Below are 16788 nucleotides of genomic sequence, written 5' to 3'. Positions count from 1 at the left end.
GCGTGGCCGGATCACCTGGCTGCCCTTGGTTCGGAACGCTCCCCACGGGGAGAAGACTGCCCCACCCGGACCGCCGGTTCCAGACGGGCCACCGGGGTGAACTCCCCGGTGACGGCGGCAGGTTCCGGAAGCCGCCGCCCGGGCGAACGCCCGGTCCGGGCCTCCGGTCGCGGAACGGACGGCCGGGGCGAACGCCCGGTCCGGGCCGCGGGTGCCGTAAGGGACCGCCGGTGCGAACGCCCGCTCCCGGCCGCGGGTCCCGGAAGGGACCGCCGGGGGTGAACGCCAGGCCCCGGCGGCACGTACGCACGGGGAGGGAACGGGGAACGCCCCCGCGCACGACCGGAGGTACCGGACCCGTGGCCATCACGAAGACCGCCCCGCGCGACGGCGGCGAGCGCGCGGACACCGCACCGGACGACGACCGCACCCCGCCGGCGACGCGGCGGCTCGACTCCCCGCTCCTGCTGACCCTGCTGCTGCTCACGGCGGTGATGTTCCAGGACCCGGTCCGCGGGGCGCTGGCCGCGCCGGTGATGCAGAGCTGGATGACGGTGTTCGTCGCGGTCATGGTGCAGGCCCTGCCGTTCCTGGTGCTGGGCGTGCTGCTGTCCGCGGCGATCGCGGTGTTCGTGCCGGCGTCCTTCTTCGCCCGCGCCCTGCCCGCGCACCCGCTCCTCGCGGTGCCGGTGGCGGGCGCGGCGGGCGCGGTGCTGCCCGGCTGCGAGTGCGCGTCCGTGCCGGTGGCCGGGGCCCTCGTCCGCCGCGGGGTCACGCCGGCGGCGGCCCTGGCCTTCCTCCTCTCGGCACCCGCCATCAACCCGGTCGTCCTGACGGCGACGGCCGTGGCGTTCCCCGGCAACCCCGAGATGGTCCTGGCGCGTTTCGTCGCCGGGCTGCTCGTGGCCTGCGCCATGGGCTGGCTGTGGCACCGGCTCGGCCGCACGGACTGGCTGCGGCTCCCGGCCCGGGCCTCCTACGAGGGCCAGGGCAAGGGGGCGGCCTTCTGGGGCTCGGTCCGCCACGACGTGACGCACGCGGGCGGCTTCCTCGTCGTCGGCGCGATGGCCGCGGCGACGCTGAAAGCGGTGGTGCCGGCGCACTGGCTGGGCGCGGCGGCCGGTCACCCGGTCCTGTCGGTCCTGGTCCTCGCGGCCCTGGCCGTGGTGCTGTCCCTGTGCTCGGAGGCGGACGCGTTCGTCGCCGCGTCCCTCACCCAGTTCTCCCTGACGGCCCGGCTGACCTTCCTGGTCGTCGGCCCCGTGATCGACCTCAAGCTCTTCGCGATGCAGGCGGGCACCTTCGGCCGTGCCTTCGCCCTGCGCTTCGCCCCCGCGACCTTCGCCCTGGCCGTCCTCGTCGCGGCCCTGACCGGAACGGTCCTGCTGTGAACCGCCTCGCCCAGTCGGCCCTCCTGTTCCTGCTCGGCGCGACCCTCCTGCACGCCGGCACGACCGACCTCTACCTGCGCTACGTCAAGGAGGGCCTGCGCCCCCTGGTGCTGCTGGCGGGCGCGGTGCTGATCGCCACGGCGGCGGCGACCCTCTGGTACGACCGCCGCGGCCCCGCACCGGGCCACGGGCACCACGAACCCCGCGTCTCCTGGCTCCTCGTCCTGCCCGTCTTCGCCCTGATCCTGGTCGCGCCCCCGGCCCTCGGCTCCTACAGCGCGACCCACACCGGCACGGCCCTGACCGAACCGCTCGGCTTCCCGCCCCTGCCCCCCGGCGACCCCCTCCGCCTCGCCGTGGCGGACTACGCCGGCCGGGCCGTGTACGACGACGGCCGCTCCCTGCGCGACCGCGAGGTGAGGATCACCGGCTTCGTCGCCCTCGACCGCGCGGGCACGCCGTACCTGGTCCGCATGGGCCTCAACTGCTGCGCGGCGGACGCCCAGCCGGTCAAGATCGCCCTGACCGGCGACATCCCCCCGGTGCTGCGCCCGGACACCTGGCTGGAGATCACCGGCCACTACACCCCGCGCCGCACGAAGGACCCGGTCAACGACGGCCCGATCCCGTACGTCGAGGTCACGGGCTCCCGCCCGGTACCGGCCCCGCAGGACCCGTACGACGAGACCCTGAACGGCTGAACTGCGGTGTGACGGGCCGCATATGGGGTACTCGGGTCTGCCGCTGTCCAGCGAGGGGGGCTGATGACCACACTCGAGACCCGGCGAGCCGGAGGGCGCACAGGCACGGCCGAACGGACGAGAAGGCACGCGCCGAAGGGAAGAGGAGCGAGGCCGTCGGCGAGCCGGGAGCGGGCGAAGGCCGACGACCGGGCGAACCTGACCCTGGCGACCCTGGGCGCGGTGCTGACCGCCCTCCTCACGGCGATCACCACCGGCGTCCTGACCCCGGCCCAGTACGCCGTGCTCCCCCAACTCCTCCTGTGGACCGGCTGCGCGGCCTGCGCCCCGTCCCTGTTCCTGCTGAGCCTGGCCGCGGGCCCCCGCCCGACCGTCACGGTGAAGCACCGCCGCACACGGCACGCGATGCTCTGGGGCGCGGCCTTCCTCGCCCTCACGGCGGCGGGGACGCTGACCGGCACGCTGACGTAGGGACCGGTGCGCGGACGGCCGCGGGTGGCCGCCTGCACCCCGCCGGGTGGGCGGCGTCCGCCCGGGCCGGCAAGCCGGAACCGCAAAGTCCAGTCGCCGCCTGATCAGGGCACCGGAGCAGGCCGACCAGCTCCTCGCGGGTACCGCTCGGCCGACGCGATCACGCTCGCGCGAGAACCGCTGCGCAACCCGATCCGGCCGCCCATGTCATCGCTGACGCCGTCGTCGCCCGAGCACCGGGGAATGCGGCACAGGACGATGAGGTTTCCTCCCATATGACCGATCAATCCACCAATGCCGGTTTCGCCGCCCCCCAGAGCGGGTCGATGCGGGCGCTGCTCGAGGCCGACCGTGCCGGCACGCTGCAGCAGATATCCGCCCTCAATCGCGAATTCGAAGGGATCGTCGAGGCGAACGCACTGGTGGCCATTGACGACGAGCACGACCCGGAGGGCGCGAGCACGGCCTTCGAGCGGGCGCACGTCGCCGCCCTGCTGTCCCAGGCGCGCGAGCATCTGAACGATCTCGACCGGGCCCTGGAACGGCTGGAGAGAGGCGGCTACGGGCGCTGCGAACAGTGCGGTGAGCCGATCCCGGCGGAGCGCCTCGAAGTCCGCCCGGCGGCGAAGACCTGCGTACGCTGCGCGTCCGCGGCTCGTTGAAGGCGACTGTCGGGGTGGCGGGATTTGAACCCACGACCTCTTCGTCCCGAAGCAACTTGGGCGGAGGATCTGCCTTGGCATGATGTGCCTCTCACCTGCGCTGATGGTCCGCAGACGTTCGCGCTCGTCCGCCAATGTTCGCTGGCGTTGTCACGCAGTTAGACACTCACCGCTCGACGGTCGATCGCCGGCGAGTCGGTTGTCAGTGCTTGCGCCCATGGCCTCAAGCGCGCCGGCGGCTTCCGGGGGTTCCAGCTCTGTAAGGAATGGTTGCATCCCCGGCCTGTCTGGGGGCGGCCCGGAGAATCGTCCGGGACCTAACCGACAGTCGGGCTTTGTCGATGGCCAGCGGATGACCTGCCGGAGCCGACCGTGCACCCCCTTCCGTGTAGGCAGGCGCACGCTTTCTAACCGCGGTGACGGTGCCGGGGGCCGCGGCTGGGGCCGTTAACCTGATCAGCGCAACAGCGGCAGTGGCGGACGCCGTTCCGCGGAGAGCCCCGACCGCTCAGGCTCTGGCCACTCGGGAAGGTCGGCAGAGTCCCCACCGTAGGCGAGCACGGTCTGCGAGGCGAGGTCGCAGCACGCTTGGATGAAGCCTTCAGCGCCCATGAGGCGCATGGAGTGCCCGCCGCTCTTCAGGGGCCACAACGCTCCGGAGCGGTTCGACACCGTGTATGGGTCCCCGCCGTGGCTCAGGATGTCGCGGAGGCTCTTCATGTCGGCGAGGTACGACTGCACCTCTTGGGTGCCGACGTAGGCCTTCCAACGCGATCGGTTGCCGGGGGCGTTGCCCAGAATTCTCGTACGGACTCCCCAGTCGTTGGTGAAGAGCCGGACTGCGTGCTGCTGTCCAATATGGCGGATCTTGTCCGGGTTGAGCGGCAGATGTCGCGTCCGGGACGGTTCGAGGGCAAGGACGTCGTTGAAGAAGGCTTCGACGGCCGCGTAGGACATCGTGAAGATTCCCCATCGCAGAGCGTATTGCTTCGTCGAGCGCCCGAGCGACTTGCCGTCCTTCCCGATCAAGCCGTCGATGTCGCGGTGAAGGCCCACCAGCAGCGAGGGGTTTCGTAGCCCGGCGGATAAGGCGTTGGCGGCGTCGATGACAGTGGGAAGGCGAGAGTGTGGAGGCATACGCGAGATCGTAATTGCTTGCCATCGGCGTCTTCTATCCCAGCGAGGGTTGCCGATCTGGCTCAAGGAACCGCCAAGTAGTGTCCACCATGTGCTGGCGCTCTTCGATGTCGACAACACTCTGATTGACCGACAGGGGGGCGGGGGTCCGCTACACGATCGGGTGACAATTGGTGGACACGCCGATGGCCACCTTCCATAGGATTGACGCTGGTGCGCGGCCAACGAGGAGGCACGGGTGGGCAATCTGGGGGGATACCAGACGATGACGACGCTGGCGAAGAAGGTGGGCGGCCCTGGGACGCTGGCCGTCGTCATTGCCGTGAGCGGGTGGGCCATCGGCCGAGGTGCTGAAGCCGGCAGGAAAGCCGTCAAGGCTGCGGCCAAGAAGCGGAATGCCCCGTGCTCGACGAAGGGCCAGGTCTTCGACGTTGTGTCCGACGGCGAGGACGGCAAGAGCCTCGTGCTCCGGGCCGGTGACCAGTACCGGGTCATGGAGTGCGACGGGGAAGCGATCCTCATCGAGGTGCTCGGTGGTACCAACAATCCCTACTTCACGTCTGCACAGTTCCTGGCGTCGGTGTCGGCCTTCCCCATGGCAGAGAAGCCCAATGCCGAGTAGCTTGACTGCGGGTGTGAGTTCCCGAGTCAGCATCTGACTCCCGCGTTGCTGGCTGTTCGGGCTTGATTAGTGGCAGTCCGGAGATATCCGGCAGTGAACTTCCCTCGCAGGTCGGGGGCGATGCTCGACGTTCGTGGACGAGTACAGAGCACGCCAAACCCCACAGCAACCGAAATTGACCTCAGCCATCGCCTGGATGCCTGGCGGGCCGGTATCTTGACCTGCGAACCGTACGAGAGAGTGCTGCGGGGATGAGGCTGGCCCCATCTGTCACTGTCGGTCGCTGACGAGTGGCGTCGGGGAACCTCGGACGGCCTAGGGATTAACCATCACGGTCCGGCAGGCTGACCGACTGCGGGCGCCTTCGACGTAGGTCTCCTGAACCTCAGCCGACGACAGCCAGCCACGACGCCGGGCGCGCCGACCGACCACGCGCGCGTGTGCCTCGCCGCACCCCCACCGGCCTCAGCCACGCTGCCATGCCGTCGACCAGAGCAAGCAGCGTCGGCTGAGCCGTGACGACGCTGCCTGAGCTATCAGCTCGGGAAGCTGTGGCGCTCTGCGCTTCCTACGGCGTTGAGCTGCGCATACAACTGGCGCGTCCTTCGTCGGGCTCGATCGTTCTCACCGCTACTCCCCGCTGTTCCCGCTCGATCTGGTTGCGCTTGTGGTGCGGTGCTCACACGAATGAGTGCGCAGGAGGCCCCCTAATCGACGCATACCTCACGCTCGCCTCGCCTGTGCTGGCAGGTACTGACAGCACGACAGGGCCCCCGACTCCTGGTTGAGGGGTGGAGGCCCGATGGTGGCTGGTCAGGTCAGGTCGACGAGGGTGGGTGTCACTTCGTTCTCAAGGTCGTACTCGGAGAACTCCCATGTTGTGACCACCGCGTCCTTTGGGACGCGATAGACGAACTGCATCTCGTCGTCAAAGCCGGGTTGCAACTGCGCGTTGCATTCTGGGTTGCCGGCGACGTCGTAAAGATCTTCGATCGTGTCGAAGCGCCGACCCTGGTCGTCGATGAGCGCATTGACGATGGGCAGCGAGCACGTCAGGTCCATGCTGGCCTTTCCCTCGTTGCTGACGACGGTCTTGAGGACGACGTATTTGGCGTCGGCGCCTGCGGATTTGCGGGCTCCGGCGAGCACGATGGTGTCGGCCTCTGCCACCTTGGTGACCTTGACGACGGCTCCGTCGTTCCGAGCCTGCTCGCCGACCTTGGCGTCTGTGCTCTGGTCGGTTGCTGCTGCGGTGTCCTCTTCGACTGCGGCCTCGGGCTCGACGGTTTCCGTCACGGTGACGGTGGGCTGTGGCTTTGCTGTGTCGTCGCTGCGGCCAGAGATGGCGATCCCTGTGGCGACGACGGCGGCGGCAATGATGGCCGCGCCGCCGATGATGTAGGCGTTGGTGTGGCTCTTCTTGCCGGGCTGCGGCGGCTGAGCCGGCATCGGCGGCGGCGTGATGTTGGTACTCATGATCCCCCCTGGGATGGTGCTGTTGTGAGACGCATCATCCTCTGTGAACGGCTGCACTGACAGCAGTTGGGGCCACAGGGGCGGCAAGCTGATGGCGGCCACTTCAGGATGCAGCCGCTTTGGCTGTTGTAGTCGCGCGGCTGGTGGGGTGCGTGGAACTGGCTGACTTCGATGGCTCGGCGGCGGATCTCTCGGCGCCGGTTTCGATGATCGTGACGACGTCGGCCTTGCCGAAGCGCGACACCCGCTTTAGGAGTTCGATCCGGGCCCGCTTTGACTGCGGTGGGCGACTGGTGCGGCGGCCGGACAGAGTCGCTGGGTGTACGTCCCCGTCCGACGTCGTTGATGTCAGCGATGGATGTCAGAAGCCATCTGATCCGTAGCTCTACAGAGATCGGTCGGTCAGGGCCTGAACAGCCAGCGTTCGATCTCGTCGATGCCGATGCGGCGCCCGAGCTGCCTGCTCTCCTCGTGGGCCCAGCGGTCCAAGAGCGCGCAGTACCGGACGTAGGTGCTGGTGGGCCATCCGTCCTCACCGAGTGAGTCCCACTTGCAGATGTCCCTGAGCGTGGCGGCTACCTGGGAGTCGAGGATCACGCACGGGTGGTCGAGAGCGCCACTGCCGGCGAAATACAAGACCTTGGTCGAGAACGCCGGGCCCAGATACGCAATGGCGTTGCGACCTCCCGGGCGCAGAGCTTCGTACGCGTGGGCCGGATCTTCGCGAGCCACCTGCAGAGCCTGGCGCAGAGCCGCCACGACTGAGGACAGGTTATTCGCCACCGCTCGGATGCGCTGGCGGTTGAGGCGGAGCCTCATGCCGCTGCCCCAGGCGAGGACTCGCCACAGAAATCGCAGCAGCTCCTCTTCCCGGCCCGCATCAAGGGTGGCCGCATCCCTGAATAGGTCACCGCGACTGAGCTGCGTGACATCTCGTCCGGTCACGGGCGCACCAGGCAGGTGAGCGGCGGCTATCTCGGCATTCCACCAGTCGGTGGCGATGGGGATGGTGTGACCGTCGATCCGCTCTGATCGCTGCTTGACAAGAGCCTCACGGCACGCGCGCGGCAACTGCAGGCGAGACAGGTCGGTGGGTGCCATGACTCCATCGTGCCCCGTAGGGAGAAGGCGGGAGGCCAACTCCGGTGTTCAGGCTTGCCGATACTGGCGAACAACGACGCTCGGCCAACGATGCGGCACAGTCTTCGACGGCTTCGGCAACCAACATGGCTCCGGAGGCCGCTTGGCGTCTGGAGAAAAGATCAGGGGTGGGATCGGCTGGCGGCCGGCGACAAGTGGGAGGAACACGGGCTCGTCTTCTCCTCGGCCGTGGGTAAGCCGCTCGACGCCGCCAACTTCCGCCGCGCCTTCCGCCAGGCGCTCAAGGGCATCGACGGGATCAACGCGGAGGAGTGGACACCCCGGGAGCTCCGGCACAGCTTCGTGTCCCTGCTGTCCGATCGTGGCGTCCCGCTGGAAGTGATCTCCCGGCTCGTCGGGCACTCCGGAACGGCCGTGACCGAGGAGGTTTACCGGAAGCAGATCCGGCCCGTGATCCAGACCGGCGCCGTGGTCAAGGACGGGATCTTCGGCGCTGATCCGCAGCGGCCGTAGACACGCGGGAACCGGTAGTCACGCAGATAGACACGCACACGAAAACAGGTGAGGTACCTAGGAGCTTTCCTAGGTACCTCACCTGCTGCTTCGGCTGTCGGGGTGGCGGGATTTGAACCCACGACCTCTTCGTCCCGAACGAAGCGCGCTGCCAAGCTGCGCTACACCCCGATGTCGCTGCTGTCGCGGCGACGTCGTTTACTTTAGCCCACCGGTGGCTAGAGACGAAATCCGGTTTTGCCGCGGTGGCGCATGAGGTTCGGGCGGGCGTGGTCCAGCCCCACCAGCAGCAGCGCCAGGGCGTAGAAGGCCAGGCCCAGCAGCAGGGCGTTGCCGAGGACCTTCTTGTAGCCGTCCTGGCCGACGTCCAGGAAGGGGTAGAGGTACTGGTCGGTGGAACCGGGCAGGAGCAGCTCGCCTCTGCCCAGGCTGAAGGCCAGGTAGGCCAGGGGGTAGAGCAGCCACGTGCTGGCCTGGCGCAGGTGCAGCCGGCCGGGGGTCGTGAGCAGGAGCCAGTCCAGTACCGCCGCGACGGGCGTCACGGTGTGCAGGACGGCCTGGGAGAGCGCCCGCCAGCCGGTCGGCTCGGCCGCCGCCTCGCCGGTGAGGGCGAAGGGGCTCGCGTCGTTCGCCAGGAGCAGGTGGTGCACCGCCGCCGCGATCACCACGTAGAGCAGCGTCGCGCCCAGGAGGGCGCCCGGCAGCGGGCGGCTGGCCGTCCAGGCGCGGCGGGCCGACAGGAGCATGACGACTGCGAGCAGGATGTTGCTCTGAACGGCGAAGTAGCCGAGGGCCCGGGACGCGTCGCCGAGGACCAGCTCCAGCGTCACCGCCCCGGCCGCCGCGGCGGCGACCAGCAGGCGGAACACCGTGGCCGCGGGGCGGCGGACCGGGGTGACGACGGCCGTGGCCGGCACGGGCGTCGGCTTCAGCGCGGGCTTGCCCGGAATCGCGGGGAGGTCCGGTATGTCCCTGGGTATCGGGGCTGTCATGCCCCCACGCTGGCAGAACCGGACATAGGGGGCGATGCGGGCGGAGCCGAGTGGGTGATCCAGGCCCCGCTCCACCCGCCCCCGTCACGCCCGGCTCGCTAGCGTCGCCCCTGGTCCCGGTCCACCAGCGTCAGCAGCGTCGCCTCCGGCGGGCACGCGAAGCGGACCGGGGTGTAGCGGTTCGTGCCGCAGCCCGCCGAGACGTGCAGGTAGGAGGTGTGCCCCTCGGCCGTGTGCGTGGACAGGCCCTTCACCCGGTCCGTGTCCAGGTCGCAGTTGGTGACCAGGGCGCCGTAGAAGGGGATGCACAGCTGCCCGCCGTGGGTGTGGCCGGCGAGGATCAGCGGGTACGCGTCGGCCGTGAAGGCGTCCAGGGTGCGCAGGTACGGTGCGTGCACCACGCCCATCGAGAAGTCGGCCGAGTCGGACGGCCCGCCGGCCACCCGCGCGTAGCGGTCCCTCTTGATGTGCGGGTCGTCCAGGCCCGTCAGCTCCACCGTCCCGCCCGTGAGCTTCAGCTCGCCCCGGGTGTTGGTCAGGTTGAGCCAGCCCGCCGCGTCGAACCCGTCCCGCAGGTCCTCCCACGGGTTGTGCACCACGCCCCGGGCGGGCGGGTTGCCGTTCAAGCCGTGGCGGCCCTGGGCCTTCTCCTTCAGGTAGCGGGCCGGGTTGCGCAGCTTGGGGCCGTAGTAGTCGTTGGAGCCGAAGACGTACGCGCCCGGGAACTCCATCAGGGGGCCGAGCGCGTCCAGGACCTCGGGGACGCCCTCGGGGTCGGACAGGTTGTCGCCCGTGTTGATCACGAAGTCGGGGCGCAGGCCGGCCAGGGAGCGCAGCCAGCGCTGCTTCTTGCGCTGCCCGCCGACCATGTGGATGTCGGAGACCTGGAGCACACGCAGGGGGCGCATCCCCGGGGGCAGGACCGGGACGGTGACCCGGCGGAGGCGGAAGGAGCGGGCCTCGAAACCCGCGGCGTAGACCAGACCGGCGGCGCCAGCCGCCGCGATGCCCAGGGGGACTCCGTATCGCGCGCGCATACGACCATCGTGTCAGACCGGCAGGGCTGTCCGGGTACGGCGGTGGGCGAAGTGGCCCGCCGGAAGGGGTTCTTGCCCCGCCGTTCCCGGGCGGGGCGGCGGCGGGACCGCTTAATCCGGGGGCGCCTTCCACCGCGCACCTGCGACAATCACCCCATGACCACGCTCAAGTCGAAGCTGCAGGATGACCTCAACGCCGCGATCAAGGAGCGCGACGAGCTCCGCTCCTCGACGCTCCGGCTGACGCTCGCCGCGATCACCAAGGAGGAGGTCGCGGGCAAGGAGAAGCGCGAGCTCTCCGACGACGAGGTCCAGAAGGTGATCACCCGCGAGGCGAAGAAGCGCCGCGAGGCGGCCGAGGCCTTCGCGCAGGGTGGGCGTCCCGAGCAGGCCGAGCGGGAGAAGGCGGAGGGCGAGGTCCTCGCCGGCTACCTGCCCCAGCAGCTGTCCGACGACGAGCTCCAGCGGATCGTGGCCCAGGCCGTCGAGGAGGCCAAGGCGGCCGGTGCGGAGGGGCCGCGGGCCATGGGCGCGGTCATGAAGATCGTGAACCCGAAGGTGGCCGGGCAGGCCGAGGGCGGCCGCGTCGCCGCCGTGGTGAAGAAGCTCCTGGCCGGCTGAGCCACCGCCCCGAGCGGACGGCCCCGGCTTCTGGTCGGGCTTCGAGTCCGGCTTGCGGTCCTGCTGGTCCGGCTTCCGGGTCCCGCCTACGGTCCGGCTTCCGGGTCCCGCCTCGGGGCCCGGCCTCCGGTCCCGCTTCCGAGTCCGGCCTCCGGTCCGCCTCAGGCCCGGACTCCGGTCCCTTAAGCCGGTCCGCCTCAGGCCCGGCCTCCGCTCGGCTGAAGACGACACGGCCCCCCTCCACCACCCGGTGGAAGGGGGCCGCTCTCGTGTCACTGCCCGGCGGAAGCCGCCCGCGTCAGCGGAAGCCGCCGCCCCCGTTGCCGTTGCCACCGCCGTTGCCCTGGCCGCGGAAGAGGCCCTCCGGGATGGAGAACGAAGGCGTCGGGAAGGGGTTGTCGCCCCCGCCACCGCCGCCGTTGTTGCCCCCGACCAGGCCGCCGATGAAACCGTCGTCGCCGTTGCCGCCGTCGTCACGGTCGCCGTCGTCGTCGCCGCGGTCCCGGTCGCGGTCGATGCCGCTGGGGATGCGGACGTCGTTGAAGTCCTCGACCGGCTTGCCCGCCAGCGCGCCGGACATCATGTCCCGCCAGATCGGGCCCGGCACCTCGCCACCGAAGACCTTGCCGTACGAGCGGCCGCCGATGGTGATGCCGGTCATCTTGCGCTTGTGCGCCGGGTCGCCGACCCACACCGCGCCGGCCATGTTCGGCGTGTAGCCCACGAACCAGGCCGCGTAGCGCTCGTCCGTCGTACCGGTCTTGCCCGCGCTGGGACGGCCGCCGAGGCCCGCCTTCGAACCGGTGCCGTCCTCGACCACGCCCTTGAGCAGCGCGTTGATCGTGTCGGCGGTCTTCTCCGACATCGCACGCGAGCAGGTCGACTTCGGCACCGGCAGCGACTTCGTCTTGTCGCCGATCCGCCGGCTGACCGACTCGATGGCGATCGGCGTGCAGTACATGCCGCGCGAGGCGAAGGTGGCGTACCCGTTCGCCATGGTCAGCGGGGACATCTCCTGGGTGCCGAGGGCGATGGACGGCACCTGCGGCATCTTGTTGCCGTCGGCGCGCTGGACGCCCATTTTCTTCGCCATCGTCGTCACCGGGCAGATGCCGATGTCACTGATCATCTGCACGTAGTAGGTGTTGACCGACTTGGCGGTCGCCTCGCGCATGTCGTACGGGCCGACCTCCGACTCGTTCTCGTTCTCCAGCCGGGCCGGGTTGCCGGGGTCGTTCATCCACTGCTTGCCCTCGCAGGCCGAGACCGGGCTCGGGTACGGCATCTGGTACGGCGAGGAGTAGACCTTGTTCGCCGGCATGCCGTCCTCGAGTGCCGCCGCCGCCACGATCGGCTTGAACGTCGAACCGGGCTGGTAGCCCATGCCGCCGCCCATCGCCTGGTCGACGGAGAGGTTGATCTGCGTCTCGTTCTTCTTGAAGCCGTACGGACGCGACTGGCCCATGGCGAGGATCTTGCCGGTGCCCGGCTGGACCACGGTGGCGGCGGTGGCCACCTCGTCGCTCTTGTAGACGTGGTCCCGGATGGAGTCCTGCGCCGCGTCCTGGGCCTGCGGGTCCAGGGTGGTGCGGATGGTGAGGCCGCCCTGGTTCCAGACCTTCGCGCGCTGCTTCCGCGTCTTGCCGAAGACCGGGTCGGTGAGGAAGACCTCGCGCACGTAGTCGCAGAAGAAGCCCGCGCCCTTCACGGCCGTGATGCAGCCGTTCTTGGGCTTGCTGACCTTCAGGCCGAGCGGTGCCCGGCCGGCCTCGTCGGCCTGGGCCCGGGAGATGTCACCCACCTCGGCCATCCGCTGCAGCACGATGTTGCGCCGCTGGGTGGCCTCCGCCTCGTCGTTGACCGGGTCGTACCGGCTGGGCGACTGGACGATGCCGGCCAGCAGGGCCGACTCCTGGATGTTCAGGTCCTTGGCGGGCTTGGAGAAGTAGCGGCGGGACGCGGCCTCGATGCCGTAGGCCTGCTGGCCGAAGAACGTGATGTTCAGGTAGTTCTCGAGGATCTTCTTCTTGCCCAGCTCCTCCTCGACCTGGATCGCGTACTTGAGCTCGCGGATCTTGCGGCCGATGGTCTGCTGGGTGGCCTGGGCGACCTTGGTCGGGTCGTTGCCCGCCTCCTCGACGAAGACGTTCTTCACGTACTGCTGCGTCAGGGTGGAGGCGCCCTCGGAGACCCCGCCGGTCTGCGCGTTCTTGTTCAGGGCGCGCAGGACGCCCTTCAGGTCGACCGCGCCGTGCTGGTAGAAGCGGGAGTCCTCGATCGCGACGATCGCCTTCTGCATGTACGGCGAGACGTCCTTGAGGGGGACGACCGTGCGGTCGCGCGAGTAGACCGTGGCGATCGGGCCGCCCTCGGCGTCGAGGATGGTGGTGCGCTGACTCAGCGGCGGCGTCTTCATATTGGCCGGGAGCTCGTCGAAGCTTTCGACGGATCCCTTCGCCGCCAGCCCCAGCGCGCCCACCGCGGGCAGGGCGAGGCCGGCCAGCACCGCCCCCGCCAGGACACTGACACCGAGGAACTTGGCGGCCTGCTGCGTGGGAGACAGACCACCGCCCGAGCGCTTGTTTGGCATGAGGGCAGCCTACGTTCTCATTCGCCGGACAGGCGTATATGCCTTGGCCTAAGCTGCTCTCGACTGTCACAGCAGCGCGGTCACGTATCCATACGTCCGGCGACCCCGAATCGTTCCGGATGTTCCCCGACTTTCTGATCGGGACGTGTCCGAATCCGCCTTGTGTGTCATACGGCGTCCGATGTGACGCAACTGAACTGTCCCGTTTTGACGGGAAAGTTGCGTATGTCGCCAGCTCACTCCCCCGGGTGATCTGCCGCTTACCCATAGTCCGTTCGGACCATTCAAGATTGGGCCCGCTGGGGGTGTTGCGCTCTGCCCACCTTCCGTAACGTCCTCAACTGGCGGCGGTGAATATGCCGCTGCCGCCGTGGGGGAGCCTCGATTCGGGAGAGGACGGCGCCGGTATGGGCTGGGTAACCGACTGGAGTGCGCAGGCGGCCTGCCGCACTACCGATCCGGATGAACTGTTCGTTCAGGGAGCAGCGCAGAACAGGGCCAAGGCGGTGTGCACCGGATGCCCGGTGCGCACGGAGTGCCTGGCCGACGCGCTGGACAACCGCGTCGAGTTCGGCGTGTGGGGAGGAATGACGGAACGGGAGCGCCGCGCACTGCTGCGCAGGCGGCCCACCGTGACCTCCTGGCGCCGGCTGCTGGAGACGGCGCGTACGGAGTACGAGCGGGGGTGCGGTGTCCTCCCCCTCGACGACGACGAGGTGTACGAGAACTACGCGGCGGTGAGCTGAGCGGCTCCCGCCGGGAGCCGCCGGAGGCCGAGGGCCCTTCACGGGGCCCGCCGCCGGCGGTCACGCTCACTCGTCACCACCACCGGGTCACGCAGCCGTCCATCTGTGGTCGGGCACGCGGCCCGGCACCGAACGGCACCGGGCCCTGCCCGGCACGCGGCGACGGCGTCCTCAGGCAGTCGCCTCGGATGTGTCGTCCGGCTCCGTCGCGGCCGGTACGGCCGGGTCGGGCAGTTCGCGCTCGCCTGCCGCGAGCCGGTCGCCGATCTCGCGCAGTCCCGCGAGGTCGTGCACGTCACCCGGCAGCGCGGCCACCTCCGTCACGGCCACCTCGGGGTGCAGCGCGGTGAAGCGGTCCCGCGTGCGCTGCTCGCGGGAGAGCAGTTGCATACGGTCCGCGTGCAGCCGCAGCAGGCCCGCGGTGAGCCGGTCGACGGCCCCCTCGTCCTGCGCGGCGGCCTCGGTGTTCTCGCTGTCGTCGCCGCCCTCGGCGTTCTCGCTGTTCTCGGCGGGGGAGCCGGACTCGGGAGCCTGAGCGGCGTCACGTACTGGGGTTCCGGGCGTGGGAGAGTCTGAACTGTCCTGTGCGTCGGGGGAGTTACGAAGTAGTGCTTTCCCGTCCCCCTGATCCACAATGCGGGCTTCTTCAAGATTTTCCGCGGCGGCCAGCGCCCGCTCGGCGGACAGCCCGTCGGCGCCGCTGCCGTGCACCCGGTTGAGCACCAGACCGGCCAGCGGCATGTCCTCCGCGGCCAGCCGTTCCACGAAGTAGGCGGCCTCGCGCAGCGCGTCCCGCTCCGGGGCCGCGACCACGAGGAACGCCGTCCCGGGCGCCTGCAGCAGCTTGTACGTCGCGTCCGCGCGGGTGCGGAAGCCGCCGAACGTCGTGTCCATCGCGGAGACGAACGTCTGGACGTCCTTCAGGAGCTGACCGCCGAGCAGCTTGCCCAGGGTGCCGGTCATCATGGACATCCCGACGTTCAGGAACTTCATGCCGGCCCGGCCGCCCAGCTTCGCCGGAGCCGTCAGCAGCCGGATCAGCCGCCCGTCCAGGAACGACCCCAGCCGCTTGGGAGCGTCCAGGAAGTCCAGCGCCGAGCGCGAGGGCGGGGTGTCGACGACGATCAGGTCCCACTCGTCCCGGGCGCGCAGCTGCCCGAGCTTCTCCATCGCCATGTACTCCTGCGTGCCCGCGAAGCCCGCCGAGAGCGACTGGTAGAAGGGGTTGTTCAGGATGGCGGCCGCCCGCTCGCGGTCCGCGTGCGCCTCGACGATCTCGTCGAAGGTGCGCTTCATGTCCAGCATCATCGCGTGCAGCTCGCCGCCCGCGGCGTCGTCGATGCCCTTCACGCGGCGCGGGGTGTTGTCCAGCGAGTCGATGCCCATGGACTGGGCCAGCCGGCGGGCCGGGTCGATGGTCAGGACGACGACCTTGCGGCCCCGCTCGGCCGCACGCAGCCCCAGCGCCGCCGCGGTCGTGGTCTTCCCGACCCCGCCCGAGCCGCAGCAGACCACGATCCGGGTCCGCCGGTCCTGGAGCAGCGGGTCGACGTCCAGCAGGCGGGCGGGGGTGAGGTGGTGACGGGCCTGGTCGTGCGTGTGGGCCGGGTCCGGACGACTCATTTCATCCCCTGCTTCCGCTCGTGACCGACCTCGACCGTGTGCCCCCCGACCGCGCGCCGCCGCTCATGACACGCCCTGCCCGCGCAGCTCGCGCGCCAGCGCGTACAGCCCCGCCAGGTCCATGCCCTCGGCGAACAGCGGCAGTTCGTGCAGCGGCAGGCCCAGCTCGGCGAGGACCCCGCGCTGCTCCTGCTCCAGCGTGTACCGCTCGGCGTACTCCCCGGCCTGCGTGAGCAGCGGGTCCACCAGCCGCTCGGCGTGCCCCCCGCGTCGCGCGCCGCCCAGCCCCGCCGACGACAGCGACCGCGCGACAGTGGAACGCGCCACCGACCCCGCGAGTTCCAGGTCGGCCGCGTCCAGCAGCTCCGGGCGCACCATGTTCACGATGACCCTGCCCACCGGCAGCCGGGCCGAACGCAGCTCGGCGATCCCGTCCGCCGTCTCCTGGACGGGCATCTCCTCCAGCAGCGTCACCAGGTGCACCGCCGTCTCCGGCGACTTCAGCACCCGCATCACCGCCTGCGCCTGATTGTGTATCGGGCCGATCTTGGCGAGCCCCGCGACCTCGTCGTTGACGTTCAAAAAGCGGGTGATGCGGCCGGTCGGCGGCGCGTCCATGACCACGAAGTCGTACGTGAAGCGGCCGCTGCGCTCCTTGCGGCGCACGGCCTCGCACGCCTTGCCGGTCAGCAGGACGTCCCGCAGGCCGGGCGCGATCGTGGTGGCGAAGTCGATCGCCCCGAGCTTCTTCAGGGCCCGTCCCGCGCTGCCCAGCTTGTAGAACATCTGGAGGTAGTCCAGAAGGGCCTGTTCGGGGTCGATGGCGAGGGCGTACACCTCCCCGCCCCCGGGAGCGACGGCGATCTTCCGCTCCTCATAAGGCAGCGCTTCGGTCTCGAAGAGCTGCGCGATGCCCTGGCGGCCCTCGACCTCGACGAGAAGCGTCCGCTTCCCCTCCGTGGCGAGGGCCAGCGCTAGGGCGGCGGCCACCGTGGTCTTGCCGGTACCACCCTTGCCACTGACGACCTGGAGCCTGCTCACGTATTCGAGCCTAACCAGTCCGCGCCCGAGCTACGCGGCAGGCTGTGGACAACGGGTGCCGGGG

At 69.9% G+C, this 16788-nt stretch carries 15 protein-coding genes, 1 tRNA gene and 1 pseudogene; 8 read left to right on the top strand and 9 right to left on the bottom strand.

Annotation, left to right across the window (positions count from 1 at the left end; all coding sequences use genetic code 11):
* Positions 1 to 359: 359 nt before the first annotated feature.
* The 4 genes from ACFYWG_RS25000 (at position 360) to ACFYWG_RS24985 (ending at position 3225) form a co-directional block, all read left to right on the top strand.
* The gene (locus ACFYWG_RS25000; RefSeq protein WP_376328150.1) at positions 360 to 1391 is read left to right on the top strand and encodes a permease; all 1032 of its coding nucleotides are present in this window, start codon (positions 360 to 362) and stop codon (positions 1389 to 1391) included.
* Complete coding sequence (locus tag ACFYWG_RS24995) at positions 1388 to 2092, top strand: TIGR03943 family putative permease subunit (RefSeq protein ID WP_383509841.1); 705 nt, start codon at positions 1388 to 1390, stop codon at positions 2090 to 2092. The genes ACFYWG_RS25000 and ACFYWG_RS24995 overlap by 4 nt, the downstream gene beginning before the upstream one ends.
* A gap of 63 nt (positions 2093 to 2155) precedes the next feature.
* Positions 2156 to 2563, top strand: a complete 408-nt coding sequence (locus tag ACFYWG_RS24990) for a hypothetical protein (protein ID WP_385412013.1) — start codon at positions 2156 to 2158, stop codon at positions 2561 to 2563.
* A 275-nt stretch (positions 2564 to 2838) separates the two neighbouring features.
* Positions 2839 to 3225: a TraR/DksA family transcriptional regulator gene (locus ACFYWG_RS24985; RefSeq protein ID WP_389203681.1), complete on the top strand. Its 387-nt coding sequence runs from the start codon at positions 2839 to 2841 to the stop codon at positions 3223 to 3225.
* A gap of 456 nt (positions 3226 to 3681) precedes the next feature.
* On the opposite strand, the gene ACFYWG_RS24980 is transcribed toward ACFYWG_RS24985, so the two are convergent.
* A complete protein-coding gene (locus ACFYWG_RS24980; protein WP_389203679.1) occupies positions 3682 to 4362 on the bottom strand; it encodes a hypothetical protein in 681 nt (226 codons plus the stop codon).
* A 238-nt stretch (positions 4363 to 4600) separates the two neighbouring features.
* On the opposite strand from ACFYWG_RS24980, the gene ACFYWG_RS24975 reads away from it, so the two are divergent.
* Positions 4601 to 4984 (top strand): hypothetical protein, encoded by a 384-nt coding sequence (locus ACFYWG_RS24975; RefSeq protein ID WP_389203677.1) that lies wholly within the window; start codon positions 4601 to 4603, stop codon positions 4982 to 4984.
* A gap of 813 nt (positions 4985 to 5797) precedes the next feature.
* Here ACFYWG_RS24975 and ACFYWG_RS24970 read toward each other — a convergent pair.
* On the bottom strand, positions 5798 to 6460 hold the full coding sequence (locus ACFYWG_RS24970; RefSeq protein ID WP_389203675.1) for a hypothetical protein: 663 nt from the start codon (positions 6458 to 6460) through the stop codon (positions 5798 to 5800).
* Positions 6461 to 6862: 402 nt separating this feature from the next.
* Positions 6863 to 7561 carry a hypothetical protein gene (locus ACFYWG_RS24965; protein WP_389203673.1) on the bottom strand — a complete coding sequence of 233 codons (699 nt, stop codon included), beginning with the start codon at positions 7559 to 7561 and terminating at the stop codon, positions 6863 to 6865.
* Between the two features lie 93 nt (positions 7562 to 7654).
* On the opposite strand from ACFYWG_RS24965, the pseudogene ACFYWG_RS24960 reads away from it, so the two are divergent.
* Positions 7655 to 8074: pseudogene (locus ACFYWG_RS24960) on the top strand (tyrosine-type recombinase/integrase); the annotation flags it as partial.
* Between the two features lie 97 nt (positions 8075 to 8171).
* Here the strand turns inward: ACFYWG_RS24960 and ACFYWG_RS24955 are convergent.
* The 3 genes from ACFYWG_RS24955 to ACFYWG_RS24945 all read right to left on the bottom strand — a co-directional run bounded on the left by ACFYWG_RS24955 (position 8172) and on the right by ACFYWG_RS24945 (position 10103).
* Positions 8172 to 8245: transfer RNA gene (locus ACFYWG_RS24955), tRNA-Pro, on the bottom strand.
* A 47-nt stretch (positions 8246 to 8292) separates the two neighbouring features.
* On the bottom strand, positions 8293 to 9066 hold the full coding sequence (locus tag ACFYWG_RS24950) for a Pr6Pr family membrane protein (protein ID WP_383509817.1): 774 nt from the start codon (positions 9064 to 9066) through the stop codon (positions 8293 to 8295).
* 98 nt (positions 9067 to 9164) lie between these two features.
* Positions 9165 to 10103 (bottom strand): metallophosphoesterase, encoded by a 939-nt coding sequence (locus ACFYWG_RS24945; RefSeq protein ID WP_385412037.1) that lies wholly within the window; start codon positions 10101 to 10103, stop codon positions 9165 to 9167.
* A gap of 156 nt (positions 10104 to 10259) precedes the next feature.
* On the opposite strand from ACFYWG_RS24945, the gene ACFYWG_RS24940 reads away from it, so the two are divergent.
* On the top strand, positions 10260 to 10724 hold the full coding sequence (locus ACFYWG_RS24940) for a GatB/YqeY domain-containing protein (protein WP_376328139.1): 465 nt from the start codon (positions 10260 to 10262) through the stop codon (positions 10722 to 10724).
* A 298-nt stretch (positions 10725 to 11022) separates the two neighbouring features.
* On the opposite strand, the gene ACFYWG_RS24935 is transcribed toward ACFYWG_RS24940, so the two are convergent.
* Positions 11023 to 13314, bottom strand: a complete 2292-nt coding sequence (locus ACFYWG_RS24935) for a transglycosylase domain-containing protein (protein ID WP_389203670.1) — start codon at positions 13312 to 13314, stop codon at positions 11023 to 11025.
* Positions 13315 to 13721: 407 nt separating this feature from the next.
* Between ACFYWG_RS24935 and wblA the strand changes: the two genes are divergently transcribed.
* Positions 13722 to 14060, top strand: coding sequence for a transcriptional regulator WblA (wblA, locus tag ACFYWG_RS24930; RefSeq protein ID WP_333932195.1), 339 nt, complete (start codon positions 13722 to 13724; stop codon positions 14058 to 14060).
* A gap of 171 nt (positions 14061 to 14231) precedes the next feature.
* Here the strand turns inward: wblA and ACFYWG_RS24925 are convergent, their stop codons facing one another.
* Entirely contained in the window at positions 14232 to 15683 is a 1452-nt protein-coding gene (locus ACFYWG_RS24925) for an ArsA family ATPase (protein ID WP_389203667.1), read from the bottom strand.
* A 63-nt stretch (positions 15684 to 15746) separates the two neighbouring features.
* On the bottom strand, positions 15747 to 16724 hold the full coding sequence (locus ACFYWG_RS24920) for an ArsA family ATPase (RefSeq protein WP_389203665.1): 978 nt from the start codon (positions 16722 to 16724) through the stop codon (positions 15747 to 15749).
* Positions 16725 to 16788: the final 64 nt, after the last annotated feature.

Origin of the sequence: Streptomyces sp. NPDC003456, from assembly GCF_042878735.1 — a bacterium.
GTDB lineage: Bacteria > Actinomycetota > Actinomycetes > Streptomycetales > Streptomycetaceae > Streptomyces.
Note: the sequence above shows the minus strand (reverse complement) of the source record. Positions and strands in the feature narration are given on the sequence as shown.